25 protein-coding genes are annotated in these 25,674 nt (G+C 62.1%); 10 read left to right on the forward strand and 15 right to left on the reverse strand.

Translation table 11 applies throughout. From position 1 onward, the window contains the following. Positions 1 to 220: 220 nt before the first annotated feature. The 5 genes from POM99_RS19340 to POM99_RS19360 all read right to left on the reverse strand — a co-directional run bounded on the left by POM99_RS19340 (position 221) and on the right by POM99_RS19360 (position 4,771). A complete protein-coding gene (locus POM99_RS19340; RefSeq protein WP_277280329.1) occupies positions 221 to 1,150 on the reverse strand; it encodes an alpha/beta hydrolase in 930 nt (309 codons plus the stop codon). A 1-nt stretch (position 1,151) separates the two neighbouring features. Further along, entirely contained in the window at positions 1,152 to 1,730 is a 579-nt protein-coding gene (locus POM99_RS19345; RefSeq protein WP_277280330.1) for a VOC family protein, read from the reverse strand. Positions 1,731 to 1,800: 70 nt separating this feature from the next. Beyond that, positions 1,801 to 2,571 (reverse strand): SDR family NAD(P)-dependent oxidoreductase, encoded by a 771-nt coding sequence (locus POM99_RS19350; RefSeq protein WP_277280331.1) that lies wholly within the window; start codon positions 2,569 to 2,571, stop codon positions 1,801 to 1,803. A 33-nt stretch (positions 2,572 to 2,604) separates the two neighbouring features. Continuing rightward, positions 2,605 to 3,480 (reverse strand): fumarylacetoacetate hydrolase family protein, encoded by an 876-nt coding sequence (locus POM99_RS19355; protein WP_277280332.1) that lies wholly within the window; start codon positions 3,478 to 3,480, stop codon positions 2,605 to 2,607. Between the two features lie 40 nt (positions 3,481 to 3,520). Then, complete coding sequence (locus POM99_RS19360) at positions 3,521 to 4,771, reverse strand: thiolase family protein (protein WP_277280333.1); 1,251 nt, start codon at positions 4,769 to 4,771, stop codon at positions 3,521 to 3,523. A 458-nt stretch (positions 4,772 to 5,229) separates the two neighbouring features. Between POM99_RS19360 and POM99_RS19365 the strand changes: the two genes are divergently transcribed. From POM99_RS19365 to POM99_RS19375, 3 genes are all read left to right on the forward strand, one after another. Next, complete coding sequence (locus POM99_RS19365; RefSeq protein WP_277280334.1) at positions 5,230 to 6,495, forward strand: cytochrome P450; 1,266 nt, start codon at positions 5,230 to 5,232, stop codon at positions 6,493 to 6,495. Positions 6,496 to 6,563: 68 nt separating this feature from the next. Beyond that, entirely contained in the window at positions 6,564 to 6,887 is a 324-nt protein-coding gene (locus POM99_RS19370) for a 2Fe-2S iron-sulfur cluster-binding protein (protein WP_277280335.1), read from the forward strand. Positions 6,888 to 6,911: 24 nt separating this feature from the next. Further along, positions 6,912 to 8,084 carry an oxidoreductase gene (locus POM99_RS19375; protein ID WP_277280336.1) on the forward strand — a complete coding sequence of 391 codons (1,173 nt, stop codon included), beginning with the start codon at positions 6,912 to 6,914 and terminating at the stop codon, positions 8,082 to 8,084. A 50-nt stretch (positions 8,085 to 8,134) separates the two neighbouring features. On the opposite strand, the gene POM99_RS19380 is transcribed toward POM99_RS19375, so the two are convergent. The 3 genes from POM99_RS19380 to POM99_RS19390 form a co-directional block, all read right to left on the reverse strand. Further along, on the reverse strand, positions 8,135 to 8,935 hold the full coding sequence (locus POM99_RS19380; RefSeq protein WP_277280337.1) for an enoyl-CoA hydratase/isomerase family protein: 801 nt from the start codon (positions 8,933 to 8,935) through the stop codon (positions 8,135 to 8,137). Positions 8,936 to 9,053: 118 nt separating this feature from the next. Then, positions 9,054 to 9,947, reverse strand: coding sequence for an acyl-CoA thioesterase (locus POM99_RS19385; protein WP_277280338.1), 894 nt, complete (start codon positions 9,945 to 9,947; stop codon positions 9,054 to 9,056). A 13-nt stretch (positions 9,948 to 9,960) separates the two neighbouring features. Continuing rightward, positions 9,961 to 11,529 (reverse strand): AMP-binding protein, encoded by a 1,569-nt coding sequence (locus POM99_RS19390; RefSeq protein WP_277280339.1) that lies wholly within the window; start codon positions 11,527 to 11,529, stop codon positions 9,961 to 9,963. A 158-nt stretch (positions 11,530 to 11,687) separates the two neighbouring features. Here POM99_RS19390 and POM99_RS19395 point away from each other — a divergent pair, with 158 nt between their 5' ends. Continuing rightward, a complete protein-coding gene (locus POM99_RS19395) occupies positions 11,688 to 12,134 on the forward strand; it encodes a DUF6841 family protein (protein ID WP_277280340.1) in 447 nt (148 codons plus the stop codon). 61 nt (positions 12,135 to 12,195) lie between these two features. Here POM99_RS19395 and POM99_RS19400 read toward each other — a convergent pair whose 3' ends face one another. From POM99_RS19400 to POM99_RS19410, 3 genes are all read right to left on the reverse strand, one after another. Beyond that, complete coding sequence (locus POM99_RS19400) at positions 12,196 to 13,443, reverse strand: cytochrome P450 (RefSeq protein ID WP_277280341.1); 1,248 nt, start codon at positions 13,441 to 13,443, stop codon at positions 12,196 to 12,198. Beyond that, positions 13,433 to 13,726, reverse strand: coding sequence for a DUF1330 domain-containing protein (locus POM99_RS19405; protein WP_277280370.1), 294 nt, complete (start codon positions 13,724 to 13,726; stop codon positions 13,433 to 13,435). The genes POM99_RS19400 and POM99_RS19405 overlap by 11 nt, the downstream gene beginning before the upstream one ends. Before the next feature lie 142 nt (positions 13,727 to 13,868). Continuing rightward, entirely contained in the window at positions 13,869 to 14,990 is a 1,122-nt protein-coding gene (locus tag POM99_RS19410) for an epoxide hydrolase family protein (protein WP_277280342.1), read from the reverse strand. 355 nt (positions 14,991 to 15,345) lie between these two features. On the opposite strand from POM99_RS19410, the gene POM99_RS19415 reads away from it, so the two are divergent. After that, complete coding sequence (locus POM99_RS19415; RefSeq protein ID WP_277280343.1) at positions 15,346 to 16,233, forward strand: SDR family NAD(P)-dependent oxidoreductase; 888 nt, start codon at positions 15,346 to 15,348, stop codon at positions 16,231 to 16,233. 78 nt (positions 16,234 to 16,311) lie between these two features. On the opposite strand, the gene POM99_RS19420 is transcribed toward POM99_RS19415, so the two are convergent. Further along, positions 16,312 to 17,121: a sugar phosphate isomerase/epimerase family protein gene (locus POM99_RS19420; protein ID WP_277280344.1), complete on the reverse strand. Its 810-nt coding sequence runs from the start codon at positions 17,119 to 17,121 to the stop codon at positions 16,312 to 16,314. Positions 17,122 to 17,444: 323 nt separating this feature from the next. Between POM99_RS19420 and POM99_RS19425 the strand changes: the two genes are divergently transcribed. Then, complete coding sequence (locus POM99_RS19425; protein ID WP_277280345.1) at positions 17,445 to 18,080, forward strand: TetR/AcrR family transcriptional regulator; 636 nt, start codon at positions 17,445 to 17,447, stop codon at positions 18,078 to 18,080. Positions 18,081 to 18,127: 47 nt separating this feature from the next. Here POM99_RS19425 and POM99_RS19430 read toward each other — a convergent pair whose 3' ends face one another. Beyond that, a complete protein-coding gene (locus POM99_RS19430; RefSeq protein WP_277280346.1) occupies positions 18,128 to 19,069 on the reverse strand; it encodes a LysR family transcriptional regulator in 942 nt (313 codons plus the stop codon). A 159-nt stretch (positions 19,070 to 19,228) separates the two neighbouring features. Between POM99_RS19430 and POM99_RS19435 the strand changes: the two genes are divergently transcribed. From POM99_RS19435 to POM99_RS19450, 4 genes are read left to right on the forward strand one after another with little or no spacing between them, the layout of a single operon-like run. Beyond that, positions 19,229 to 20,494, forward strand: a complete 1,266-nt coding sequence (locus tag POM99_RS19435) for a sulfotransferase family protein (protein WP_277280347.1) — start codon at positions 19,229 to 19,231, stop codon at positions 20,492 to 20,494. 2 nt (positions 20,495 to 20,496) lie between these two features. After that, the gene (locus POM99_RS19440; protein ID WP_277280348.1) at positions 20,497 to 21,741 is read left to right on the forward strand and encodes a hypothetical protein; all 1,245 of its coding nucleotides are present in this window, start codon (positions 20,497 to 20,499) and stop codon (positions 21,739 to 21,741) included. A gap of 35 nt (positions 21,742 to 21,776) precedes the next feature. After that, a complete protein-coding gene (locus tag POM99_RS19445; protein ID WP_277280349.1) occupies positions 21,777 to 22,085 on the forward strand; it encodes a hypothetical protein in 309 nt (102 codons plus the stop codon). Positions 22,086 to 22,090: 5 nt separating this feature from the next. Continuing rightward, positions 22,091 to 22,954 (forward strand): SDR family oxidoreductase, encoded by an 864-nt coding sequence (locus POM99_RS19450; protein ID WP_277280350.1) that lies wholly within the window; start codon positions 22,091 to 22,093, stop codon positions 22,952 to 22,954. Between the two features lie 49 nt (positions 22,955 to 23,003). Here the strand turns inward: POM99_RS19450 and POM99_RS19455 are convergent, their stop codons facing one another. Both POM99_RS19455 and POM99_RS19460 read right to left on the reverse strand, forming a co-directional pair. Further along, positions 23,004 to 23,912, reverse strand: a complete 909-nt coding sequence (locus POM99_RS19455) for a crotonase/enoyl-CoA hydratase family protein (protein ID WP_277280351.1) — start codon at positions 23,910 to 23,912, stop codon at positions 23,004 to 23,006. A gap of 113 nt (positions 23,913 to 24,025) precedes the next feature. Next, positions 24,026 to 25,555 carry an AMP-binding protein gene (locus POM99_RS19460; RefSeq protein ID WP_277280352.1) on the reverse strand — a complete coding sequence of 510 codons (1,530 nt, stop codon included), beginning with the start codon at positions 25,553 to 25,555 and terminating at the stop codon, positions 24,026 to 24,028. Positions 25,556 to 25,674 lie beyond the last annotated feature (119 nt).

A 25,674-nucleotide genomic window follows, 5' to 3' on the forward strand; every position in this document is an offset into this window, starting at 1 on the left:
ACATCCCCGCCCTCGCCGTTCGTATGCACAAACGGACAGCCTCAAACATGCCCAAGGGTGGGGTCAATTTTAGACGCCGATTACCCCTCAAACGGGGTCAATTTTGCACGCCGGTCTACAGGCCCGATGCTGCGCAGCAGACCATATCGAGCATTCATGCAATGTCCGCCAAGACCCGAATTCATCCTGGAGCGCGAATCGTCGCGCTCCAGCGCACGCTTCAGTCGGACAGATGCCGTCGGGCAAAGCTTGCGATCGTCTTGAGTGAGGCCAGGCTCAGTGGATGTTCGACCGCTACCGACTGGAATGCGTGAATGACGCCGCCAAGGCGTTCCTGGGTCACCGCACAGCCAGCAGCCGAGAGAGATTTGGCAAAGCTTTCGCCTTCATCCCGCAGGGGATCGAACTCTGCTGTCAGCACAAGGGCAGCTGGCAATCCCGTAAGGTCGGTGCATCGCAGGGGGCTGACATATGGGTTCGTCCGATCAGCTTGGCCGGCGTACTGGTCCCAGAACCACATCATCATCGTGCGGGTCAGCAATTTCCCTTCGCCGTTCTCATGATAGGACGGCGTGTCGAAATCGTGGTCGCAGACGGGATGGAGCAGTATCAGGCAGGCGATCTTCGGCCCCGCGCGATCGCGCGTCATGATGGCGAGCGCTGCGGCGAGATTGCCACCCGCACTGTCTCCGAAGACTCCGATCTTGCCTGCCCGGAAACCGGCAGCAGAAGACTGCTCGGCAACCCATGTCAGGACTGCGTAACAATCTTCGAGCGGAGCCGGAAACGGGTGTTCAGGCGCCATGCGGTAGTCGATTGACACAACCACACAGCCGGACTCATGGGCGATCAGGTGAGACCGATATTCGTCACCGTCCAGCGAACCGCGCACCCAGCCCCCGCCGTGCATGCTGAGCAGTACCCCGTGCGGCCCCGGCGAGAGCGGGCGGTAAATACGGACCGGAATGAGGTGGCCTTCGGCAGCAGGGATCTTGCGGACCTCGACCGCTACCGGGTGCGGTATCGGCGGGATCAACACCGGCGCAGCCCGCATTTCCTGCGCGAGCGCCACCGCCGGCCGCGTCAGGTCGAGCGGCGGGAGGGCGTTGATCCGGTCAAGGATAGCCTGGTAGTGCGGATCCACGGACACGTCAGATCACCTTCAGGGTTGGCCCTTGTGCCTCGGACGCACCAACGGCCGCAGCCTGCCGGGCCTTCCACTCTTCGAGAGGAACGAACGTCGGATCCGCCCGGACCAGAGCCTCGGTCTTGTCCATGATCGCTTCCACGCTGTCTTCCAGATCGAGGGGCTCGGCACAGGGCTGGGCAATGTACCAGGGTGAGCCGGCGTAAATCTCGAGGCGGTTCTCCTCCGGGTCGAAGCAATAGATGCTCCAGGCGTTGCCATGGTTCATCGTGCGGTCGACGCGCACGCCTTCAGCAGCGATGATCTCGTTGTAGCGGCGCAGATCGGCCAGACTATCGAGCCGGAAAGACAGCTGATTGATCAGGCCCACGCCCATCGCCTCAGTCCGGCCTTCCACCAGTACGATCTGGTGATGCTCGGTAACGCTGCGGCTGAGGAACATGATCCGTCCCCCGCTCGGCGCGATGCCGGTATCGGTCACGATCAGGCCAAGCAGGCGCTTGTAGAAGGTCGCCATCGCGTCGATGTCCCGCACATAGATGCCGACATGGCGGAACTGGGCATTCGGCGGTGCAGATGTCATGCGTAACAACCCTTCAGGACCCTGCGGGCGGTAAAAAGCGGGGGGCTGGAATGGCCCGCCCCGGCCGCAATCAGGAAACGCGAACCAGCCCGCCATCGACATAGAACGTCTGGGCGGTGATCAGGTCTGCATCGGAACTTGCCAGATATGACAGCACACCAGCCATGTCCTCGGGCGTCGGTGGACGCGGGATCGCCTGGCGTTCCGCCAGAATGCCGTACAGCTCCTCGGAGGTCTGGCCACGGAAATTGGGCGCCCGCGCCAGCGTGCCCTCGGTGCGGACAAAGCCGGGCGCGATGGCGTTGACGGTAATGCCTTCGGGGCCAAGCTCGCTGGCCAGAGCGCGGGTAAAGCCGATTACCCCGCCCTTGGCGGCGATGTAATGCGTCAGCCCCGGCGCGACCTGGCCGAAGCTGTTGGATGCCATGTTCACCACCCGGCCCCATTTGCGTTCGCGCATGCCCGGCACAAACTGCTTGGAAACGAGGAAGACAGAGTCGAGGTTTACGGCCAGCATCTGGCGCCAGTGCTCCAGCTCGATATCCTCGAAGCGGCGGCTCGGGAAGATGCCGGCATTGTTGACGAGCACATCGCACCGTTCAAAGTCGGCGAGAACAGCCGCGCCGAGTTTGGCCACGGACTCCGGCTGGCTGACGTCGCACTGATAGGCCTTGGCGCGGCCACCCACAGCCGTGATTTCAGCTGCGACCGGCCCTGCGTCATTGAGATCGACGACGGCAATGTCGGCTCCTTCCGAGGCGAGGCGCAGCGCATAGGCGCGCCCGATCCCGGCTGCGGCACCGGTGATGACTGCCACCTTTCCGGCGTGGCGCTTGTCCATGGTATTCTCCTTGTTTTCGTTGTGGGCCCGCCGTCAGAGGATCGCGAAGTCGTCAGCTTCCTTGGCGATCGAATTGCGCAGGATACCGATTCCGGAAATTTCCACTTCCACGGTGTCGCCCGCCTTCATCCACAACGGCGGCTTGTGGAATGCGCCGACCCCGCCGGTCGTGCCGGTAATGATCACGTCGCCAGCCTCAAGCGTGATGAAGGAGGAACAATAGGCGATAAGCGCCGGCACGTCGAAGATCAGGTCGTCGAGCGTTGCCGTCTGCACTTCACGGCCATTCAGGCGCGTTTTCATGGAGAGCGCGCCGACATCGGGGATTTCATCGCGAGTGACCATCCACGGGCCGAATGCACCGGTGGCGACGAAGTTCTTGCCAGGGCCAAACTGCTGCGAATGGCGCTGCCAGTCACGCACGCTACCATCGTTGTAGCACGAGTATCCCGCTACGTAGTCGAGCGCCTTGTCCTCGGGGACATAGCGGCAACGCTTGCCGACCACGACGGCCAGTTCGCCCTCGTAATCGAACTGATCGGAAACCTTGGGAGAGATCATGTCCTGGTTCGCGCCGACCTGGCTTTCTGCAAACCGCATGAAGATCATCGGCTTCGGGGGCATTTCACGACCGGTTTCCCTCACGTGGCTGGCAAAATTCACCCCGACGCAGAAGATCTTGTCCGGGTTGGAAACGACGGGGAGGAGCTTTGCCCCGGCAAAGGCCACCGTGGGCTCGCGCCCGGCCTGCGACTGGGCATAAGCCAGCCCGCCTTCGTCCGCGAGAAGCGCCTTGAGCGTTGTGTAGCGATCTCCCAGGTCGATGATGCCAACCGGATTGTCGATCGTGCCTGTGACAATCCCGCAGCTCTCGCGCCCGTCCTGACCGATGTAGCTGGTCAATTTCATGTGATCCGGCCTTCCCGTTCCTGTGTTCAGTTCAATTCTGTCATTCGCGACCAAGGATGGTCACGGTCGTTGCCGCTTCTTCATATCCGAGGAAGCCCCCGCCATTTTCGGCAATGGCCCACCGGGCACCGCTGACCTGCCGCGCGCCGGCTTCGCCCCGCAGCTGGGTGGCCAGTTCATGCAGTTGCATGATCCCTGTCGCTCCGACGGGATGACCCTTCGAGAGCAATCCGCCGGACGGATTGACGGGGATCTTCCCGCCAAGCGCCGTCGCGCCGGATTCGGTCATCGGGCCCCCCTCGCCCCTGGCGCAGAAACCCAGGTTCTCGATCTGCAGGATCTCGGCGAATGCCGTGGCATCGTGCACTTCTGCCACCGACATGTCCTCGGGACCAAGTCCGGCAAACTCATAGGCCTTGAGCGCGGCGCGGCGGCCGACGTGATTGTCGATATCGTCCGGCTCACGGTCCAGCGCGGAGACCAGCGCACAGGCCCCTACCCGGACGGCCCTCGCACTATCGAAGCGCTTGAGCGCGGACCGGGTGCACAGCACCATCGCTGCGGCGCCATCGCTGATCGGGGCGCACATCGCGCGGGTGAACGGCCAGGACACCGGCTTGTCGGCTAGGACCTGTTCGATCGACATGTCGAACTGATACTGCGCATCGGGATTCATCGTCGAATGATGATGGTTCTTGGCCGCGACTGCCGCGATCTGCTTCTGCGTGGTGCCGTAACGCGCCATGTGGTAGCGGGCGAAGGCCGCGTAGATGTCCATGAACACGCTGCGCTCTGCCGCCGGCTCCACGCCTTCGGGAATGGGCATGCCCTCGGCCAGTGACAGCAGGGCATCGATCTGCCGATCGAAGGTGAGGACGTCGGTACTGCCCTTGAACGCGCGGAACATGCCCTCGCGGTTCTCCGGGAAGAACATCTTTTCTGCCCCGATGACCAGCGCAACTTCACCCAATCCTGCCTTGAGGAAGGCAAAGGCATTGGCAAAGGCGGTGCTGCCGCTTGCGCAGGCATTCTCGACATTGGTTATGGGTATGCCGGAAATGCCGTTGGGCCGCAGCGCCACCTCGCCTCGGATGCCGTTCTGCCCCTCAAGCAAAGCCTGCCGTGTATTGCTGAACCACGCAGCCTCAATCGCACTTGAATCTGCAAGACCGGCATCGGCCAACGCCTTGCCGAGAGCCGCGCCCGCAAGGTCACGCACGGCTCGGTCGGCAAACTTGCCGAGGCCGGTCATTCCGGACCCTACGATAAAAACGTCTTCGCCAGCGACCACGTGCGAGTATCCTGTTACCAGACAAGTCAGCGAAACCGATGCACTCGCCCGGCATGGCCAGGGCCGTTCGCACCTTCGGATTAGCAGGCGGGGTACACACACGGTTGTGTCGCTCGCAAGGTCTGACTTGGCTTGCAGCGACCGTCGGGGCAGCCAATCAGGATTGTGATTGTAGGCAGGCGCCGCGTCCGCAGCCGCGCGGTGCGGTTTTCCGATATCATGTCACTGATGCTGCACAGCGCAACCATGCGCAGCCTTGATATCCCACTGGTTATGTTCAACTTTCTCGCTGGTTGATCGGTCACGCCCAAGGCGGAATGACATGCCGGAGCATGGGATCGGAACCTCGGGGGTGCCAGTCCCGGGCTCTACGGGATTGTGCTGCCGACAAATCGACAGGATACCGCGAGGCGATCCCTGCAACCGAATGTTCGGCAATCTAGAAACTGGAGTTTACCATGCAGGCCCAGCCTGAAGACATCAGCACCATGACCGGCTGCCCGATGAAATCCGCGGCCGAGCGTTTCCACCCGTTCGAGCATGAGGGCATGTATGACCTGCTGGCTGAACTGCGCGCCACCGCGCCGGTGTTCTATTCGCCGCAGATCGACTACTGGGTTGTCACGCGGCGCGAGGATGTCATTGCGACCCTGCGTGACCACGAACGATTCTCGGCGGTGGTGGCAACACAACCGGTCGTTCCCTGGCCGCCTGAACTGATCCAGTATCTCGTTGACCGCGGCTTTACCAACGAGAGCGTCCAGGTGGCGTGCGATCCGCCACGCCATTCGCGGATACGGAGCCACGTGCAGGGCTTCCTGAACCCCAAGAAACTGCAATCGTTCGAAGCCAGCGTCCGCGAGTTGGTGTGCAGCTATGTCGAACGCATGAAAGGCAAGGAAACGGTCGATCTCGTAGATGCGATGACCTACGAACTGCCGGCCATGACTGCGTTCCTGCTGCTTGGCGTCAAGGACATCGATCCGCGCCGGATCAAGTCCTGGACAGAACTGCGCGTCAAGCTGATGCATGGATTCCCCACGCGGGAAGAACAGATGGCTGCGGCAGACGACCTGCTCGATTTCTGGCGGTTCTCCTGCGATCTCGTCGAACAGCGCAAGATCTCGCCCGGTGATGACTACCCAAGCTGGCTGCTTGCTTCACGCGCCGGGGACGATGAAAGGCTAACCGAGAACGAGATCAAGAGCCTGACCTTTGCACTGCTGCTGGCAGCGCACGAGACCACCTCGAACGCCTCGGCCAACATCATCCTCGAACTGCTGCGCCGACCGGACGACTGGGCGGCCCTGATCGCCGACCCCACCCTGATCCCCAACGCGGTTGAAGAGGGCTTCCGCTACGTTTCCTCGGTGGTGGCCTGGCGCCGCATGGCGAAGGAAGACTTCGAACTGGGCGGGCAGAGCTTCCCGGCCGGCACCAAGCTCCTGCTCTCGCTCGCCTCGGCTGGCCGTGACGAAGCCAGTTACGAGAATGGCGATACCTTTGACATCCGGCGCAAGAACGCGCGTTCGCACGTCGCCTTCGGCAATGGCATCCATTTCTGCATGGGGGCGCCGATCGCACGCATGCAGATCCGCATGATGATCGAGGAACTGACCAAGACCTTCCCCCGGATGACTTTGGTCGAGAATGCCGAAATCGAGATTGCGGGCGTGCTGACGTTCCGCGGCCCCGCCAGCCTGCCGGTCCGGCTCAACGGTTGAATGCCCGGCACCGGGCAGTCTGCGCCACATCGCTGTGCCCGGCCGGATAAGGAAAAATGGAGAAACGAATGATCAAGTTCGCATTTGTGCTGGCCGATGGCTCAAGGCAGGAGGTCGAAGGGCGCGACGGCGACACGGTGATGCAGGTGGCCTATGACAATGGCATCGAAGGCGTCGCTGCGGAATGTGGCGGCTCCATGTCCTGCGGTACATGCCACGTGTTCCTCGATCAGGCGACCTTCGACAGGATCGGTGCGCCGACCGAGAACGAGATCGACATGCTCGATCTGGTGCCGAGTGATCGTCACGCCACCAGCCGCCTCAGCTGCCAGATCAGGATCGATGCAGCATTTGCCGGGGCCGACGTGAACGTACCTGAGAGCCAGTTCTGATCCGGTAGACGGGAGCCGCTTTACATGATTGCCGACCTGAAGGTTCCCAGTCCCGACGAACTGGCGCCCTTGTTCCAGCCGCTGTCGATAAGAGGGCTGACTATCCCCAATCGCATGGTCATGGCACCAATGACCCGCAGCTTCTGCCCGGATCACATCCCCGGTGACGATGTCGCTGGGTATTACGAGCGCCGCGCCGAGGGCGGCACCGGCCTCATCATCACCGAGGCGATTGGCACCGACCATCCGGCTTCCGTTGGCGACACTGGCCTGGGCGAAGACAATCTGCCGCTTTTCAACGGCAAGGTGACGGTCGATGCCTGGCGCAAGGTCGTGGAGCGTGTCCATGCCAAGGGCGGAAAGATCGTCCCCCAGTTGTGGCATCAGGGCCCGATGCGGATGCCGAATGACGAGGCTCCGGCCTTTTCCCCGTCGGGCATCTATGGTGATCCCGCCAAGGCCGCGATCTACTATGCCGACAAGGCCCGCATCATCTCGAGCGCAGAGATGCCGGTGCCGACCGACGAAGACATTGCCGATGTCGTGGCCGGCTTCGGACGCGCGGCGCGCGATGCCATGGCCGCCGGGTTCGACGGGCTCGCCCTGCATGGCGCCCACGGCTACCTGATCGATGCCTTCCTTTGGGGGGAGACCAACCGGCGCAATGCACCATGGGGTGGCGATGCCGTTGCCCGTACGCGCTTTGCGGTTGAAGTAATCAAGGCCTGCCGCGCAGAGATCGGTGAGGATCGCCCATTGATCTTCCGCTTTTCGCAATGGAAGCAGCAGGAATTCCGGGCGAAACTGGCTGAGTCGCCAGATGAACTCGAGGCCATACTCGGCCCTCTCGCCGATGCCGGGGTTGACCTGTTCGATGCCAGCGTACGCTTTTTCAATACACCTGCATTCCCCGATCACGGCGACCTTTCGCTGGCCGGCTGGGCCAGGAAACTGACCGGAAAAATGTCCGGGATCGTTGGCGGGATCGGCCTGCTCAAGGGCAAGTACGAAACCGACGATTCCCTGTCGCAGGCTTCGAACAACCTCGGCTTGCTGCTTGACCGCTTCAACAAGGGCGAATTTGACGTCGCATTGATCGGCCGGGCGATCCTGCAGGATCCGCAATGGGTGAACAAGGCGCGCCGGGGTGACCCCTTGCCCGCATTCGATCCGGCGTCGGTCAACCTATTGACCTGAACCCAATGGCAGTTTGGGACGCCGCCCGTGAAGGTCGGCGTCCCCCGGCATCAGTCACCGGTAAGGACGGGCTTGCGCCCCTCGCGACCGGCGGCAAGTATCTCGTTGCGATCAGCCGTGGTCGTATAGATGGCCTGTCCGGCCATTTCCTCACGCAACATGGTGTTCCAGTCCACTTCCAGCGACCGGCGGTAGTGCCGCTTGGCCAGGCCGACCGCGCGCGTGGGCTGATCTGCCATGCGACGGGCAAGATCCATTGCCGTGTCCTGCACAGCTTCCTTGTCGCACAGCCGGTTGATCAGGCCCCACGAATCAAGCGTGTCGGCAGTCACCGTGTCGCCCAGCAGGGCAATCTCGTTCAAGCGATGGAACGGGATGATCCGCGGCAGATAGAACGAATCCCCCGCATGCGGGATCATGCCCCGCTTGACGAAGACGTGGGTCCAGCGGCTGCCCTTGGCCGCCACGACGAGGTCCGCCAGCAGCGCAAGCAACCAGCCCACCCCCGCAACGGTGCCCTGCACCGCGCTGACCACCGGGCGTTCAAGCTCCCACATTGCCTTGAACATCTCGATGTGAGGCGTGGACACGAAGCGGTAATCGATCGTGTTGCGCGGCATTGGTGTCGGCGTCCGGGACGGCGCACCGCCGAGGCAGAAGTCCTTGTCACCCGTGCTGCGGATGAGAATCGATCGAACATCCTGCCGCGTGTTGGCTTCCCGGAAAAAGCGGGTGAATTCCTCGGCCACGTCTCCGCCGAACGCATTGCGGTTCGAAGGCGTGTGGAGCGTCAGGATGGCTACCCCCTGATCAAGTTCGACCCTTAGCCCTTCTTCAGTTGCGCTCGTCATCATTCCACATCCCTTCTTCCAATCACCTGCGATAAACTGAGTCCAACCGCAGCATCACCAGGAGCAAGGACAGCTCAGGCAGCTGCGAACGAAGTCGCAACGTCATGCGAATGCCGCTTCAGCGGAGCGACCTGAACAGCACTTCTTGCACCACCGAGGCCAGAAACTCACCGTCACGGCTCCACATGTTGCCCCTCACCATTGCGCGCCCTTCCGCAGCAAAAGTGGTGTACTGCTCAAACAAGACCCAGTCGCTGGCGCGCCAAGGCTTGTGGAACCAGACTGCATGATCAAGACTTGTCGCGCCAAAAAGTGGCAGGCGATACTCTGCCGGATGAGGCAGCTTGCCCGTCCCGGCCACGAGATAATCCGACAGATAGGTCAGGCACTGCTGACCGAGAGTAATGTTGGCGTCCTGGGGCACGCCCCGCAGCCTGGTCCACATCAACCGACGGCCAGAAGGCACCTGGTGCCGCAGAGCATCGGGTTCGATCAGCCGGACGTCAATCTGCTCAAAGTTTCGCGCAAGCACCAGTTCACCTGAAAGGCCGCAGCCTTCGTCATGGATGGGCAAGGCTGACAACTCCACCAGCTCTTCCGGTGTCGAGCTATGGGGCATCGTGACCAGTTGGTGCTCCACGTTTGCGCCACTTGCGTCGCCTGAGTGGAAGGAAGCCGTGATGTCGCAAAGATGGCGATCGTCCTGGCCTACTCTCACTCGCCTGATCGAGAACCGCCCACCATCGCGAAGAATCTCGACATCGAACGTCAACGGCCGGCGGGGCGAACCGGCTGCGAGAAAGTAGGCATGGAGCGAATGACAGTGCCGTTCGCCAACCGAGCGCTGCGCTGCTGCCAGCGCCTGCGCCACGATCTGCCCGCCATAGAGATGACTGCTCGGCGCGTTTCCCGGCCCATGGCCAACGAACCGTGTTGGACTGATCCGTTCGAGGTCGAAGAGCCTTACCGGATCAAACGACGGCAAGCCGTGATCGCGACTGGTCGTGCTCATATTGCAATTCCCGTCAGGCCATGGCCCGAAGTTCGATCTTCGCAATCTTGCCGGTGGCATTGAGCGGCAAGGCATCCACGAAGCGCACGGTCCGTGGGACCTTGTAGTTCGCCATTTCCTGACGGCACCAGGCAATGACCTGTTCCTCGCCAAGGTCCGAGCCAGGCATGCGGACGATGAATGCCCGCCCGACCTGACCGAGCCTCTCGTCATCCACGCCGATCACGGCGACGGCGGCCACTCCCGGAATTGTCGAGATAGCCTTCTCGATCTCGGCCGGATAGCAGTTGAAGCCGCCGACCAGGTACATGTCCTTGATCCGGTCGGTAAGGTGCAGGTTTCCGGCCTCATCGAGCCAGCCCGCATCACCGGTGAGCAGGAAGCCGTCTTCGGTAAATGCCTTTCGGGTCGCCTCGGCATCGTCGAGATAACCCGCCGTAATCTGAGGTCCGCGCACTGCCACCTCGCCGGTTTCGCCAGTCGGCAGCTCGTTGTGATCGAGATCGAGGATCTTCATCTCGATGTTGCTGATCGGATGGCCCACGGTCTGGGCAATGACCTCGGGCGGGTCATCGGGATAGGTGACGGTCAGGGTGCCGGCAGATTCGGTCATGCCGTAGCCGGTCTGCACCACTGTGCTGCCCCCCAGCAGCCGCTGCATGTCCTGGACCAGACGCACCGGGATCGTCGTTCCACCAGTGCTGATGCAACGCAGGCTGGACAGGTCGGTATTCTCCCGATCAGGATGGTCGAGCAGCGCCTGCGCCACGGGCGGCGCGGCCGGGAGCATAGTCACGCCCTCGCGTTCGATCAGGCGCAGCAACTCGCCGGAGTCGACCGTGCTGACCGGAATGACCCGCACGCCATTGAGGACCGAAACCTGCCACCCGGCGCGATACCCTGCATTGTGGGCGAAGGGAAAGGTGACCGCGAACACGTCGTCCGAGGTCAGCGGGTTGATCTCCGCAATCTGTATGTCGCAGGCGATAAGGCTGCGGCGATGGGTGGTCAGCACACCCTTGGGCCGGCCGGTCGTGCCGGACGTGAAAATGATATCAGCAAGATCGTCGCCTGACCCTTGCGCAATCCTGGTGTCCAGCACCGCATCGTCCACCCGCTGCGGACTGCGGCGCAGTTGGGCGATTGACGCAAGGTCTGCATGGCCCTCGCCCTGCTCGCCGATCAGCACGACGTCCTGCAAGGCGGGCAGGTCCTGTGCCCGCAACGCCTCGACATAGCTGTAGCCGCCGAAACCAGTGTTGCAGAACACCAGTTTTGCCTGCGCATCGCCCAGTATGCCGCCCACCTCGCGCCCGCGCAGGCGGGTGCCGACGGGGATGAGCACCGCACCGGCAGCCTGGATGCCCAGCGCCGCCACGATCCAGTCCGCGCTGTTGACGGCCCAGATGCCGATCCTGTCGCCACGCTCAATCCCCGCGCCGATCAGTGCCGCGGCAACTTCCCTGCTGGCCGTCTCAAGCGCGGCATAGGAAATGCTGGTGTCGCCCTGGGTGATCGCGATGTTGTCGCCAAAGCGGCGCGCGGCCTGCTCGAAGCGCTGATAGAGAGAGGGGTTTTCCATGATGTCACCGCGTTGGACTTGGATCTGTTGCGAAAGCCAGCAATACCCGTCTCGGGCACGCTGCGGACCCCTCTCGCCGAGGAATCTCACACGTGATTTGTCCTGCGCAGGCAAGGCCCGGGTTGGACCCGTGCCACGCATCTGTGAAGTATCCGGGCATGAAGAAGGAACCGGAGATCATCATGTCAGCGCACAAGTCCGCAGCCGAAGTCGAAGCCCTGCTGCAGCATTACATGGGCCTGTTCAGTTCCGGCGACTTCGAGACGGCGGCAACCTTGTACCACATGCCGTTCTCGTGGGTCATCGGCCCTGCCATCGCCACTGCCTTCAATGCCGCGGAATTTATCAAAAAGATGACCGCAATGCGCGATCCGCTGGTCGCCTGCGGATTTCTGCGCAGCGAACTGGTGACCTGCAAGGTGCGCCTGCTGGGGCAGAACGCCGCACTGGCGGGCGTGGAAGTGGCGCGTCACTATGCCGATGGCAGGAACCCGGAAATCACCGGCGGCACCTATATCGCCCATCATGACGGCACGCGATGGAAGCTGGTCAGCATCATCGGCCACCCCATCGCAGAGATTGTCGGCCTGAAAGCACCGGAATGAAATGACTGACAAGGAGGCGCCGCAACGCCCCGGGGGCATTACGGCACCCCTTCAGAAGGGGTCAGACCTGCCATTCCAGCGGAAGCGACAGGACCCCGTTTACGCTGCCTGAAGCGGTCACCATCGGCTTTGCCGGCACGAGCGAGAAATCGGGAATGCGCTTAAGCCATTCTTCCAGGAACAGGATGATTTCGCTGCGGGCTAGTGCCGCTCCCGGGCAGCGATGCGGACCGCTGCCGAAGGTCTGGTAATCCGGTCCACTTGCCGTGCGATCCAGGTCGATAGTCATGGGGTCGGACCAGCGACTGTCGTCCAGCCCGTGCAGTGCCGTGGCGACGAAGATGGGATCGCCCGACTTGATCAGGATCCCGTCGATTTTCACATCGGCCACAGCCTGCCGTGCCGGCCCGGCCACGCCAAAGCGGCGGATGATCTCGTCCACCCGCTTCTCGATGAGGTGCGGTTCGGCGCAAAGACGTTGGCGCAACGGAGCGTTGGTGGCCAGATGGGCCGCGATGAAACCCATCATCGATGCCACCGTATCGAGGCCCCCGACCAGCACTTGGGTACATTCGCCGATGATCTCATCTCGCGTCAGCGGCCGCCCCTGGATCGTGCCATTGGCAATTGCGCTGATCATGTCGGACCCGGGATTGGCGATGCGCTCGTCAACATAGCCTGCCACATAGGCATACATCTTGCCGAAGGCTTCCATCCGGACCTTCTCGTCCGGCATCCGCACGACTTCCGCGAGTTCTGCCAGATAGAGGCGATCCGTGCTTGGCAGATCGACAAGACTGAGGAACACCTGGATAGGCAAATGCTGCGCAAAATCGACCGCGAAATCGCAGGCGCCCTGGTCTGCGATCTGGTCGATCAGTGCGATGGCAAGAGTGCGCGCGCTGTCCACCGCGCGCAGCAGAGGCTTGCCGACAAGATAGGGCATGATCAACGAGCGGTAAGCCCGGTGCAGCGCGCCATCCGACTGGATCGGAATGAGCGGCAAGGCATCAGGCGGGTTTGGTGGAACCCACGCCCCACCATTGATGAAAGTCTCACTGTCACTCAGCACACGTTCGATCACGTGTGCCCGCATCGGGATCCAGTGGCCGCCGTTGCAGCGGGAATAGATCAGTGCAGGGCTCTCGGACTGGAGCTTGCGCCAAGCGGTATGAATATCGGGGTCGATCGCTTGAATCGCATAGATATCAAGGTCTCGGATCAACTCGACCGGTACATGCTGCGGCGCATCGGCAAGAAGTACATCCATGCTGGTCTCTCTTCTATAACCGGCAAGTTCAGGCGTCAAAAATCAGGATTTCCGTTCGCGAAAAGCGGTTGCGCAGTTCCAGATAAGGCCGGTATTCGGCCGAATTCAGGAAATCGTGGATTGCCTGGCGCGACGGAAAGGTGAAGACCCCGACGCCCGCGGGCGGCTCGATAGTACCTTCCGGCACTTCGACCTGCCCTGCAGACTTCAGGGTATAGCTGCCACCATAGTGCGCGATGATCTGCGGAACGTTGGCGGCATATTCCGGCATCCAACTGAAATCGGACCCGTAAAGCATTGCTACCATATGTGCGGCCATCATCACTCTCCTGAAACAGGCGGGAGCCTGTGGCCATCCCGCCCGAACTCCCCGCAATCGGGTGGTAATCTGTAGACACACACGGACCGTGGCCAGCCTGATCCAAACAAATCAGAAGCGTGAAGAGTCCGCCGCCCCGGCCAATTCAGAGCCGCCCGCGCGCCAGAGGCAAAAGCATGCGACGAATCTCGCTCACCAGGGTTTCGGGACTGTCCAGCCCAGGAAAATGGCCGCGCCCGGCCACGCTGTAGTCCGTCACGTCATAGAGCCTTTCAACCCACGCGCGGGGGATTGGCGGAAACAGGTCGGCCGGCGGGACCATGAAGGCTGCCGGAACCTGCGCCTTGCCCGCTTTCGGCGCCCGGATTTCGTCCATGAACATATAGATCCAGGACGGCGCCAGCGATCCGCCCAGCCAGTAAAGCATGACGTTGGCAAGCAGCACGTCCATGGGGAAGGGAGGATCCTCGCGCATGCCGTTGACCGACCAACCTTGAAACTTTTCGATGATCCAAGCGGCCAGCCCGATCGGCGAGTCGGTTTGGGCATAGGCGAGCGTCTGCGGCTTTGTCGCCTGGATCGCCTGATATGCTCCTTCGCGCTCCTGCACCTGGCGAAGCCGGTCAGCCCAGGCCTTTTCCTCGGGCTGCATTGGCGGCCCATTGGCGAAGTCCGGCGTCGCCCCGGACATGGTCATCATCACCCCCTGCAGATGCTCGGGGTGATTGAAGGCAAGCGATGCCGTGATGATGCTGCCCCAGTCGCTGCCATAGGCAACATATCGCTCTGCCCCAAAGCAATCGACCATCAGGGCCGACCAGATCGCCGCAATGTCCGATGCTGCCAGCGGCCGGCTTGGTGCGGGGGAAAGGCCGTAGCCCGGAAGGCTCGGCACGATAACGGTGAAACCATCTTCGGAATCGCCGCCATGGCGCTCGGGATGGGCAAGTTTGTCGATGATGTCGAGGAACTCGATGAAGCTGCCCGGCCATCCATGCGACAGGAGGAGCGGCGTGGGGTTGCTGCCCGAGCCGATCTCGACAAACACATGAATGCGCTCGCCCTTTACCTCGACCAGCCGCTGTTCGAAGCTATTGATCCTGTCGACCCAACTGCCCCAGTCGAACGAGGTGAGCCAGAACTCGCGCAGTCGGCACATGTAGGCGAGCGGCGTTCCTGTCTCCCAGTCAGCCCCGGCCTGCTGCAAGGGAAAGCGCGCAGCTTCCACCCGCGCACGGACATCTGCGATCGTCGCTGGGTCAGTCACCAGGGAATAGGGAACGCCAGGAATGACAAGCATGGGAAGAGGCTCTCAGGCATGTGCAGCGGCCAGACGGCCTCAAGGTTGAACTGCATCGTTTGATGTCGAGAACATCTGATCCGGCGCGCAGGCAGTGGCAACCGCGTGGGGTCGCAGGGCCGCAACAAATTACATTGCGGATTACCTTCAACCGTCAGGCTTGGCTCATTGACGCATGCACGGGGGATCGGCACCTCACGGTTTTCACGATGAAAATCGGGCATCTCTGCAATGATGCCCACGGCACGGCCCGTTTCAAGGATCGGCGGTCGCAGGGTAACTCCGCAGACTGGGCGGCCGCAGAACATGACAGGAGATGATGATGCTTGATGAAAAGGCAAATCTCGGCGGGAAGGTTGCCGCCCTGCTCGGTGGTGGTGGTGGCCTGGGTGCCGCAGCCACGCTTGCGCTCGCACGGATGGGCGTGGATATCGCCGTGCTGGACAAGGATGGCGCCGCGCTTGAGGAAACCAGGGCCCAGGTCGAGGCGCTTGGCCGTCGGTGCTACGCCTTCGAAGGCGATGTCCTTTCTTCGGACGACGTGAAGACGTTCTATGAAAACGTCGGAACCCGGTTCGACCGCCTGGACATCGTGGTCAACGTGGCCGGTGGCGTGCGGCAGCGGGATTTCCTGACCAGCACCGAAGAACAGGACGCCGAGGATATCCGCCGCAACTTCGGTTACGTGATCCAGTCGATCCGCCTGGCCGTTCCCCTGATTGAACGCGGCGGCCACGGTCGCGGCGGGAGCATCATCAATTACACCACGATCGAGGCCTATCGCGGTGCAGCCAGCTTTTCGGTCTATGCCGGAGCCAAGGCTGCCAACGCCAACCTGCGCCGCGCCCTCGCGGTGGAATTCGGCCGGCGCCGGATCCGCGTGAACGAGATCACGCCTGACACCACGCCCAGCGCCGGCAACGCCAACGCCCTGCTCCCGGAACTCGCCGCCACCATGATCGACACGCCGATGGAGACGCTGACCGCTGCGATGGCGATGTATATCCCGCGCGGCGAATCCGCCTCGGCTGAAGATCTGGCAGATACGGTCGTATTCCTGGCGTCAGACCTTTCGCGCGCGATCACCGGGGTCAACATCCATGTCGATGGCGGAACCTCGGCAGCAATGGGCTTCATCAACTGGCCAGGCGGTGGGTACTGCCCGGCCCCGCTTGGCGAATCGCTAAGCCTGCTGTTTCCGCCGAAGTAGGCGGGAGGCAGCTAGAGGCCGGGGAAGGTTAATGCCCTCCCCGGCCTCTTGTTTCAGGCGCCACTGTCTGCGCAGCAGCTAAGCGCCAAGCACTTTGCGCGCTCCGGCCACGCAGCGCGCCATGCGCTCGACCGGGCCAACGCCCTGCTCGGCAAGCGAGCGCAACGGCACTTCCAGCCCCACCGCCTCGACATCCGGCAGGGCAGCAAGGATCGCTTCCAGCGGGGCTTCTCCCTCGCCCGGCACCTGCCGCTCGTACATGGCTTCTTCAAGGTAGTCGGCAATCGCCGGCACGGCAGGTGCGTCGGAAAGCTGGATGTGGCCAACCAGATCCGCCGTCTCGGCCAGATCACTCAGGCTGGATCCCGATCGGAAGAAATGCATGGTATCGATCAGCAGCTTCGCATGCGGCCCTGCATGACGCACAGCGGCGAGCCCCGTTTCCAGATTTCCAATGACCGAGATGGGGCAGAATTCGATGGTCGGCTGCAGCCCCCGCTGCGTAGCCATTTCCGCAAAGACCGCGAACTGGTCGCAGCTGCGCTCCAGGCTGGGTTCGAAACTGATGGAGTTGACGCGCTTCACGCCGAGTTCGGCGTAGAGATCAAGGTGGGGGGCAAGGCTTTCGCGTGCATCGACGCCGGGGAGGAAAGCGTTGCCATCGCCCAGCAGCAGTTCGACCCCGGTGTCGCCAAGCGCCGCTTTCAGTTCCGCGCGAAGCGAGCGGTCTGCCAGCAGGTTCCACGCAAGATAGTTCTCCGGGTTGTATTCGATGGGGGCCGGGACAGTGCCGATGAATTGGCAATCAAGCTCCGCAGCGAGACGGACGAGATCAATCGGCGAAAGTCCGAATACACCCAGGAATTCGAGTCCCAATCTTCGCGTCATCGGTGGCGCTCTTCAAGTTAATCTCAGATCGCAGGACATAAGATACCGCTCGCAACCCGGCCAGTACGATGCCGCCCCGCCAGAATTCATCACACCTATGTTTGCGTGGACCAGCAACGCATATGTGATGACCGGCCAATTCCGTGCGCGACCACTTGGTCCCAGGCGACACAGCGGCGAAAAGCGATTGGACAGACGCGGCAGTTGCAATAACCTGGTTGGTGAGACACAGGCGTGGCTTTCGGGCAAGCTGCATGTGGGCTCAGCCACTAGTGCAACGGCTTGACCCGTTCGAACACCAGCAAGGTGGAAAGTGCCTTTCGATGGATACGCTTGCCAAGCCTGAGGAATACGTTTCGCAGCGTGAATTGACCGGCAAGCATACTGCCCGACGGCAAAAGGCCATCGATACCGCAGCCGCAATCTTCGCCCGGAACGGCTATCATGGCTCCAGCACCAGAACCATTGCCGATGCACTCGGCATCAAGGTCGCCAGCCTCTATTTTCACATCGCGTCCAAGGAAGATGCCCTCGCCGAAATCTGCATCCTCGGGATGACGCGTTCGCTCGCATATCTTGACGAGGCTGTCGCACAAGTCGGCCTTGCCCGGCAAATCCGGCACTTTTTCGAATGCCAGCGCAACGACCTTATCGAACACGCCGATTACGTCGCTGTCTCAATCCGCGAACGTGAACATCTCAGCGCGCCTGCGGCAAACCGTATCCGCAACCTGACTGCACAGTTCCGCGAAACCATGGATCGGATGTTCACGCTGGCGCAGCAGAACGGCGAACTGAACCCGGATCTGACTCCACGCCACTGTCGCTTCATCATGATCGGCACGCTGCGCGGGATCAGCGAGACGCATCTGAGCGGCTTCGATCTTTCCAGCAACGACATGATGGACAAGTGGGTGGAAAGCCTGATCCGCGGGATCGTTGTGCCACCACAGGCCTGAATCACTGCCATGGTTTGCGCGAGCTTTCGCGCATCGGCAGAGTGACACTATTGCTGCCGCGCGGCCAGACCGTCATGGATGTGCTGGAACAGCAGCGCCTCGCGGTTCGTCATCTTCCCCATGCCGCGGCAGCCGACATATACGTTGTGGCTTGAGGCATTGCCCAGGCGGAATTCCTCATCCGGCAGGATCCGGACCAGACGTCCCGCCGCCAGTGCGCTCTCGACGACTTCGTCGTTGATCATCGTCAGCCCCATCCCTGCCTCGAGCATTTCCTCGGTCACATCGACGTGCCTGCGGACCACGATCTGGCGAGACGACATCGGCGTGCGCACGAAATTGCCATAAGGGCGCACCGAAGCAGACGACCTGTCACCAGCCGGGCGGTAGAACCAAGAGATCGGCCCAGCGCCGTTGTCGATCATGATGTGAACGTGCCCGGCAAGATCCTGCACCGACCGGGGAACGCCCATGCGCGCAAGATAAGCCGGCGCTGCGACCATGATCGAGCGCATCTTGATCACTTCGTGATATTCGAGGTTCGGATTTTCGGGCAGACCGCTTCTGACCACGATGTCCACCTGCTCGGTGTCGGCAAGGTCATAGGCGAAGCGGAGGTCCAGATTGATCTCCGGGTACATTTCCAGAAAGCTCGCCAGGAGCGGGACCAGCCATTGCGATCCAAAGCAGGTAAAGGCGGCTACACGGATTGTGCCGCTGGGCCTCAGCGGTATCTCGGAGGCCAGCGACAGGGTCTGGTCCAGATCCTCGACCTGGCCCCGCAGCATTTCGAACAGGCGCGCCCCTTCGTCAGTAAGCCGCACCTCCCGCGTGAGCCGGTAAAACAGGCTGAACCCGAGACGGCGTTCAAATTGCGCGATGTTCTGGCTGATGGCTCCGGGCGTCACGCCGAGTTGGGAAGCAGCCTTGCGAAAGCTCAACTCCCGAGCGGCGACAATGAACGGGATCAGGTGGTTCCAGTTCCGCATGGGCCTCGGGTGCATTAGCATCACTAACCTGTCAAATGTAATAATTGGGCCTTCCCGGCCTATTCCTCACCATTTACCCCGGTTGACGGAGAGGAAGCCTAAATCGCGGCAGCGGTGATTTTGACTTCCATTACAGCGCAAGCGGGGAGCAATTGACCGATGAGCATGGCACTGTCGGAACACGATGCACGCCACATTGCTGCATACAGGGCCGGCCTGGCCGAGTGGGAGCGGCCTCTTGCCGCCGACGGCCTGATCGAACAGGCGCAGGCACTCACCGCCTTGTCCGACTGGGGCGGGAAACGATGGGAAGAGGATCGTTTCCGCCACGATTTCGCGCTGCTGTGCAAGGCAATCGAGGACACGGGTGATCTTTCTCCCACTGGCCGCAGGCGATCGTTCACCAGACTGCTGACCATACTCATCTCGAGACTGCGCTATCTCGACGCCCGCAAACGCTCGGCGGGCGTGGACCACCAGCGGATCATTGCACCGCTGATCGGCACGGGCATGCCACGAGCAGGCACCACATTTCTCCATGGCCTGATCGCACAGGACCCGGAAATGCGCGTGGCCCGCGCGTTCGAGGCGGCCATCCCCGTGCCGCTCCTCGAAAACGGTCGCGATCGGCGCGCCGAGATCTACGAAGAGCTTATCGCCTGGCAGGGCATGACTGACCCTGCGATGCGCACCATTCACCCGTTTGGCGCGAACCTGCCGGAAGAATGCCTGTTCATGCAGGAAGGGGCGTGCACCGGCTTCTTTGGCGGCCTGTGGAATGTTCCAGAGTTCATGGCAGCCACAGCCGACAAGACCGCGCTTGCCTATCGCTGGCAGATCGGCGTGATGCAGTATCTGCAGGCGCAGGGCGATAACCGCCGCTGGGCACTGAAAACGCCCGCCCACATCATGGCCTGGAACGAGCTGTACCTCGCCTTCCCGGATGCGCTTGTCTACGTAAACCATCGCGATCCGGCCAGGATCGTTCCGTCCATGGCCAGTCTGCTCGCGGCCCTGCGCGGGCTGTTTTCGGATCAGCACATGGATCTCGAAGCCATCGGCCGCGAGCAACTGGCCATCTGGGCGCAGACCATGAACGGCTATGCCGCCTGGCGCAGTGGTCCGGGCAGAGATGCACAGGTAGTCGACGTGGTGTTCGCCGACCTGATCGCCGATCCAATCGCCACGGTCTCTCGCCTCTACGACGCCTTCGGCCTTCGCCTCTCCACGGCTGCGCGCGAGGCTATGGAACGTCATCTCGAAGTCGATTCCCACGGCAAGGGGCCGGAGCGCAAGTACTCGCTCGAAGAGTTCGCAATGAGTGATGCTGATATCGCGGCGGCCTTCGCACCTTATCTCAAGCAGTTCGATCTGGCGCCGCAACATCGCAAACGCGCGCTGTCTGGCACCGCAGCGGAAGGATGATCATGCCCAATCCCATCGCCAACCCAGACCAGTTGGCCGCCGAGGCCGATGTCCGGGCCATGCGCGCTGACCCGCGCGGCAACCCGATCCGCGCGCAGATCGCGAAGTATTTCGAGATCGGGTACGGCTCACGCCTGCCCGACGAAATGCGCCCGATGCTTGGCGATCTGGCCGATGAGTTTCTCACCAACTGGTTCTTCAAGGGGGCTGCGTCCGACAGTCAGCACCCCCGGCTCGTCCGCAACTTCATGCCAGCCCATGAGTGGCACGGAACAAGCGTTCCCGGCGCCCGCACAGGTGGCGACAATCCGGACAATTGCTACCGCCTTGCCGGGATCGCCCATGGCACGCGCTACCGCCTGTCCGGCCGGACAAACGGCAAGCGTGCCGCCAACATATCATTCACGCTGACCAACAACTTCGGCACATCGCAGACTGTGGCCCTGCTGGAGGACCATGACCTCGTCTGGGAAGACGACGGCAGCTTCGTGATCGAGATCGATGAGCGGCCGGGTGACGGGCGCCGGAACCACCTGCAGACCCAAGAGGGCAACAGGTTCCTGTTCGTGCGCGATTCGATGATGGATTGGGAAGCAGAAAGCCCCCTTGATCTGACGATAGAGCGGATCGGACCGGCACAGGCGCCCCCGATCACCCTGGACGAGATGTTCGCGCGGGCCACGCGCCATGCCCTGCGCGACGTGTTCCAGTATTTCTGGTTCCAGAACATGCTCAGCAGCATCGCAGTCAATTCGATCCTGCCCGCCCTCCCCCTCGCCAGCACCGGGGTCGGCATGGCGACGCAGGGCACCAGCAGCGGCCATTTCCGCATCGGGCCTGACGAAGCGGTCATTCTCACCTGGGATCCGGCTGGTGCCCGCTATGCTGCCGTCGAGCTGACGGACTGGCTCTACCGCTCACTGGATTATCAGCGGATCCAGTCGAGCCTTACGGCTGCCCAGGCCAGCGTCGACAGCGACGGATATATCCGCACGGTGATAGCGCGACGGGATCCGGGCGTTTGGAACTGGCTAGACACCAGCGGTTATGAGAATGTCCTGATGATACTTCGCTGGCAGGCCATGCAGCCAGAGGGGCGCGCGATTTTCGCTTCGGCGACGCAGACCACAATCGATGCCCTCCGCGGTCAATTGCCCGCAGGCACCCGTTGGGTGAATGCCGGGGAACGGGCAGCGCAACTGGCTAGGCGCGTTGCCGCTTATCAACGCCGCATCACCTCGGCATGAGGAGACCGACGTCGCCAAACACAAGGGACAATACCATGGCTCGCTACAAACTGGTCGCGTTCAGCAATGCCACCGAAGGCAGGGATGATGACTATGTGCGATGGTACGATGGCCAACACCTGCCCGATGTGGTCGCAATCCCCGGCGTCATTTCGGGAGAGCGGTTCCTCTGCGCCACGGGCGGCGAGCACCGCTATATGGCGATCTACGAAGTAGAGACCGACGATCCGGGAGCAATCCTCTCCGAGCTGGGCAAACGCGCCGGGACCGAGCAGATGCCGATCAGCGACGCACTCGATCCGGGAAGCGCAAGGTTGGCCATCTGGGAAGCAGCGAAGGGCTAGGGAGCATGGACAATTCCCCCATGCGCGTTGCCATCGTGACGGGTTGCTCGACTGGGATCGGCCTTTTCACGGCGGTGCGCCTTGCCCGGGCCGGGTTCCACGTCATCGCCACGATGCGCGATCCGGGCCGGAAACAGGCCCTCGTGGACGAAGCGGCAAATGCCGGTGTGGAGATCGAGATCAGGGCGTTGGACGTCACCTTTCCCGCCTCGATCACTGCCTGCGTGGACGAGGTCATCGCCTCGCATGGCCGCATCGACTTGCTGGTGAACAATGCCGGCGCGGGCGTGGTCGGGTCAATCGAGCAGGTCTCGGACGCCGACCTTCGCTATGCCATGGAAGTCAATTACTTCGGCGTATGGAACACCATCAAGGCGGTGCTGCCGCACATGCGGGCGGCGCGGTCAGGCAGGATCATCACAGTCACCAGCGTCGGCGGGATGATCGGGCAGGTCTTCAACGATGCCTACAGTGCGGCCAAGTTCGCAGTCGAAGGAATGATGGAGTCGTTCGCACCGGTCGCAAAACTGCTGGGAATACAATGCAGTGTAGTCGCGCCCGGCCCCGTGCATACACAGTTCAACGCCAACGCCCAAGCCGACGCGGTGGACGGTAACGGTCTAGCTGCGCCGACTGCGGCCTATGGTCCAATGCTGGCAAACTACGCGAGGCTTTCAGAACAGGCCTTTGCCGAACACGGCCAGTCATCGGCCGAGGTTGCGGACATCATCGTCGGCATAGCAACGTCGGCACACCCGCCCTACCGGACGGTCACTTCACCGATGGTCAGCGGAATGATGGCTTTGAAAACAGGCGATGAAACCGGCAACGCGCTGATAGACATGTTCGCGAACGCGTTGGCAGGGTAAGCCGATCGAGGCCCAAGCCTTTTGGCCAGGGCCTCGAGAACCTCAATTCCTAGCGGTCGGTGCGCAGCTTGACCACGCCGTCGCCGAAAGGCCCATCGCGATTGGCAAGAGCCGTCTTCAAGCCGCTTTTCTGCATGTCGGTTTTGAATTGCATGCGGCGCGGGCCAGTGCCGAGATGGGCGCGGGCGTCCATTTCGCGGGCGAAGCGCTGGGTGATCGCCATGCCCATCTGGTCCATCGCGATATTCACGATCCGCTTCTGGCTGGCGCTGAGCTCCGGATCGACAAGGGCAACCCGCGAGGCGAGCGCCATGGCGAACTCGTCCAGCTCCTCGGCCGGGACCGCATCGAGCACCAGACCGAGCTTTGCCGCGTCGCGTCCCAGCACCACGTCACCGGTAATAAGCAGGCGCTTGGCCCATTGCGGCCCAACAAGATAAGTCCACATGTGCGACGGCGGAGAGCCGTTGGCACGGGTCGCCGGAAAGCCGATCTTGGCATCTTCAGCTGCCACGACGATATCACAGCGCAGCGCGATATCGGTGCCCCCTGCCAGACAGTTGCCATGGATCTTGGCGATCACCGGCTTGTGCATGTTCATAATCAGATCGGGGACGGCCTGAAAGCGCTCCATCGCCCAGCAGTCGTTATCGAAGCTGCCGTATGGTGGGCGATAGGAGTACCGCTCCAGCGCGCTTTCGTCCTCCAGCGTCTGTTCATAGGACGATGTCAGGTCATAACCTGCACAGAAATCCTTGCCTGCCCCTTCGAGCAGGACGACGTTGATGTCATGACGGTCATCAGCCTCAAGCAGGGCATCGCGCAATTCGTAGACCAGCTGGTGGGAAAGTGCGTTGCGCTTTTCCGGCCGGTTCAGAGTGACCTTCGCCACGGCTCCGACCACTTCGAACAGAAGGGTCTGCGGCTTGCGCAACCATTTTCCTGAGTAATCCTGCATCACATACTCCTGCTTTTCGCTATTCGACGGACTAGCCAGCATGCCAAACCAACACACCCACGGATTTTGCTGCCCTGACTCAAATCAGATGGGTAGTTTGACGCGACGCCACCTCAGGCGGACGGGCCCAGCCGCAAATCACGCAATTGGGTGCGGCGGACCTTGCCGGCATCGTCCCTGACCGGCTCGTGGGTGAATTCAATTGACCGTGGCCGCTTATATGCAGCCAGCCGTTCCAGTTCCGCAGCGAGATACGCAAGGCCATCTACCGGGACTTCGTGGCCAGCGGGAAGTTCGACGATGGCGTGGAGGCGGCTGCCCATGTCTTCATCCGGCAACCCGATTACCGCGCAGCATTGCACCAGGGGATGCAGCTCGATCGCCGCCTCGATCTCTGCCGGATAGACGTTCATGCCACCAACGATCACCATATCGGATCGGCGGTCGGCGATGTAGAGATAACCGTCCTCGTCCACCCAGCCCATGTCGCCGAAACTGTCGAGATCGCCGCGGATGCGCGTCTCTGAGCCGATGTAGGCATATCTGGTGCCCGGTCCCAGTGCGCGACGGCGGAAGTGAATCTCGCCCACCTGCCCCGGCCCTAGCTGCTGCCCGTCTTCATTCAGGATGATGATCTCGTCACCGCTGACCGCCCTGCCCACGGACCCGGGTCGCTCAAGCCATTCATGCCCATAGATCAGCGTAGCGCCGATCCTTTCGGTTCCACCGTAGACCTCAAGCACCCGCTCACCACCGAGCCGATCGATCCACCAGCGCTTTACGTCGGGCGGACAAGGCGCGGCAGCGTGAAACAGGACCTCGATCGACGAAAGGTCTGCCAATGCCGTAACCTCGACCGGAAGCTTCGCAATCCGGCTCATCATCGTTGGCACCAGATTGACCGAGTGAGGGCGATGCCGGTCCACCAGCCGCAACCATTCGCGCGGCTCGAAATGGGTCATGCATACGGTCTTGCTGCCTTCGGCCAGCGGCAGGATGCAGTAGTTGTAGGGCATCGTGTGATAGAGCGGCCCGGCATTGAGCGTGACGATGCCGGCCGGGCGAAAGACCGATGCCTTGTCGGGGCCCCAGACCGATGGCACCGGGTCGATGATCAGCTTGGGCTGGCCCGTGCTTCCACCACTTGCCATGATCTTTCCGGGCATGGACACGGCCGGGGGCAAGGGGCTTTCATCAAATGCAGCCCAGTCGGCAGCATCAACGTCAAGCCGGTCGGCATAGCCGGGTTGCGTGGCTGCATCCGCCACGATGCAGGCAGGTTCGATCAGTGCGACCATGCCTGCGAACTCGCCGGCCACCAGACGGTAGGACACCGGGCAGGGCACGGCCCCCAGCTTCCATGCCGCATACATTGCGGCAATGAATTCGGGGCGGTTGGGCATGGAGATGATCACGCGGGCGCCCGCCTTTACTCCGCGCGCCTCCAGCATCCGGGCCAGCCGGTTGCTCATCCGGTCGAGCGTGGCAAAACTCAGGCTGGCATCGCCAAGGACGAGCGCGGTCGCATCCCCCTTGATCACGGCATGGGCGGACAGAAGTGCGCCGAGCGGTGCCCCAGCCTTCGGCCGACCAAGCTCGTCTATCAGATCGTCAACCGGAGTCATCGGGTGCGCCGTCGCCATCGGATATCCCTTTTCCTGCACGCGCTCCCCTCGCCGAACTCCATTGATCTCCCGGCCGCGAACCGCCATGCCAGCGAACCCAGCCACGGCCAATCACATGGCTGATATGAGCCCAGGAT

The sequence above is a fragment of the Novosphingobium cyanobacteriorum genome (genome assembly GCF_029436685.1).
GTDB classification, from domain to species: Bacteria; Pseudomonadota; Alphaproteobacteria; order Sphingomonadales; family Sphingomonadaceae; genus Novosphingobium; species Novosphingobium cyanobacteriorum.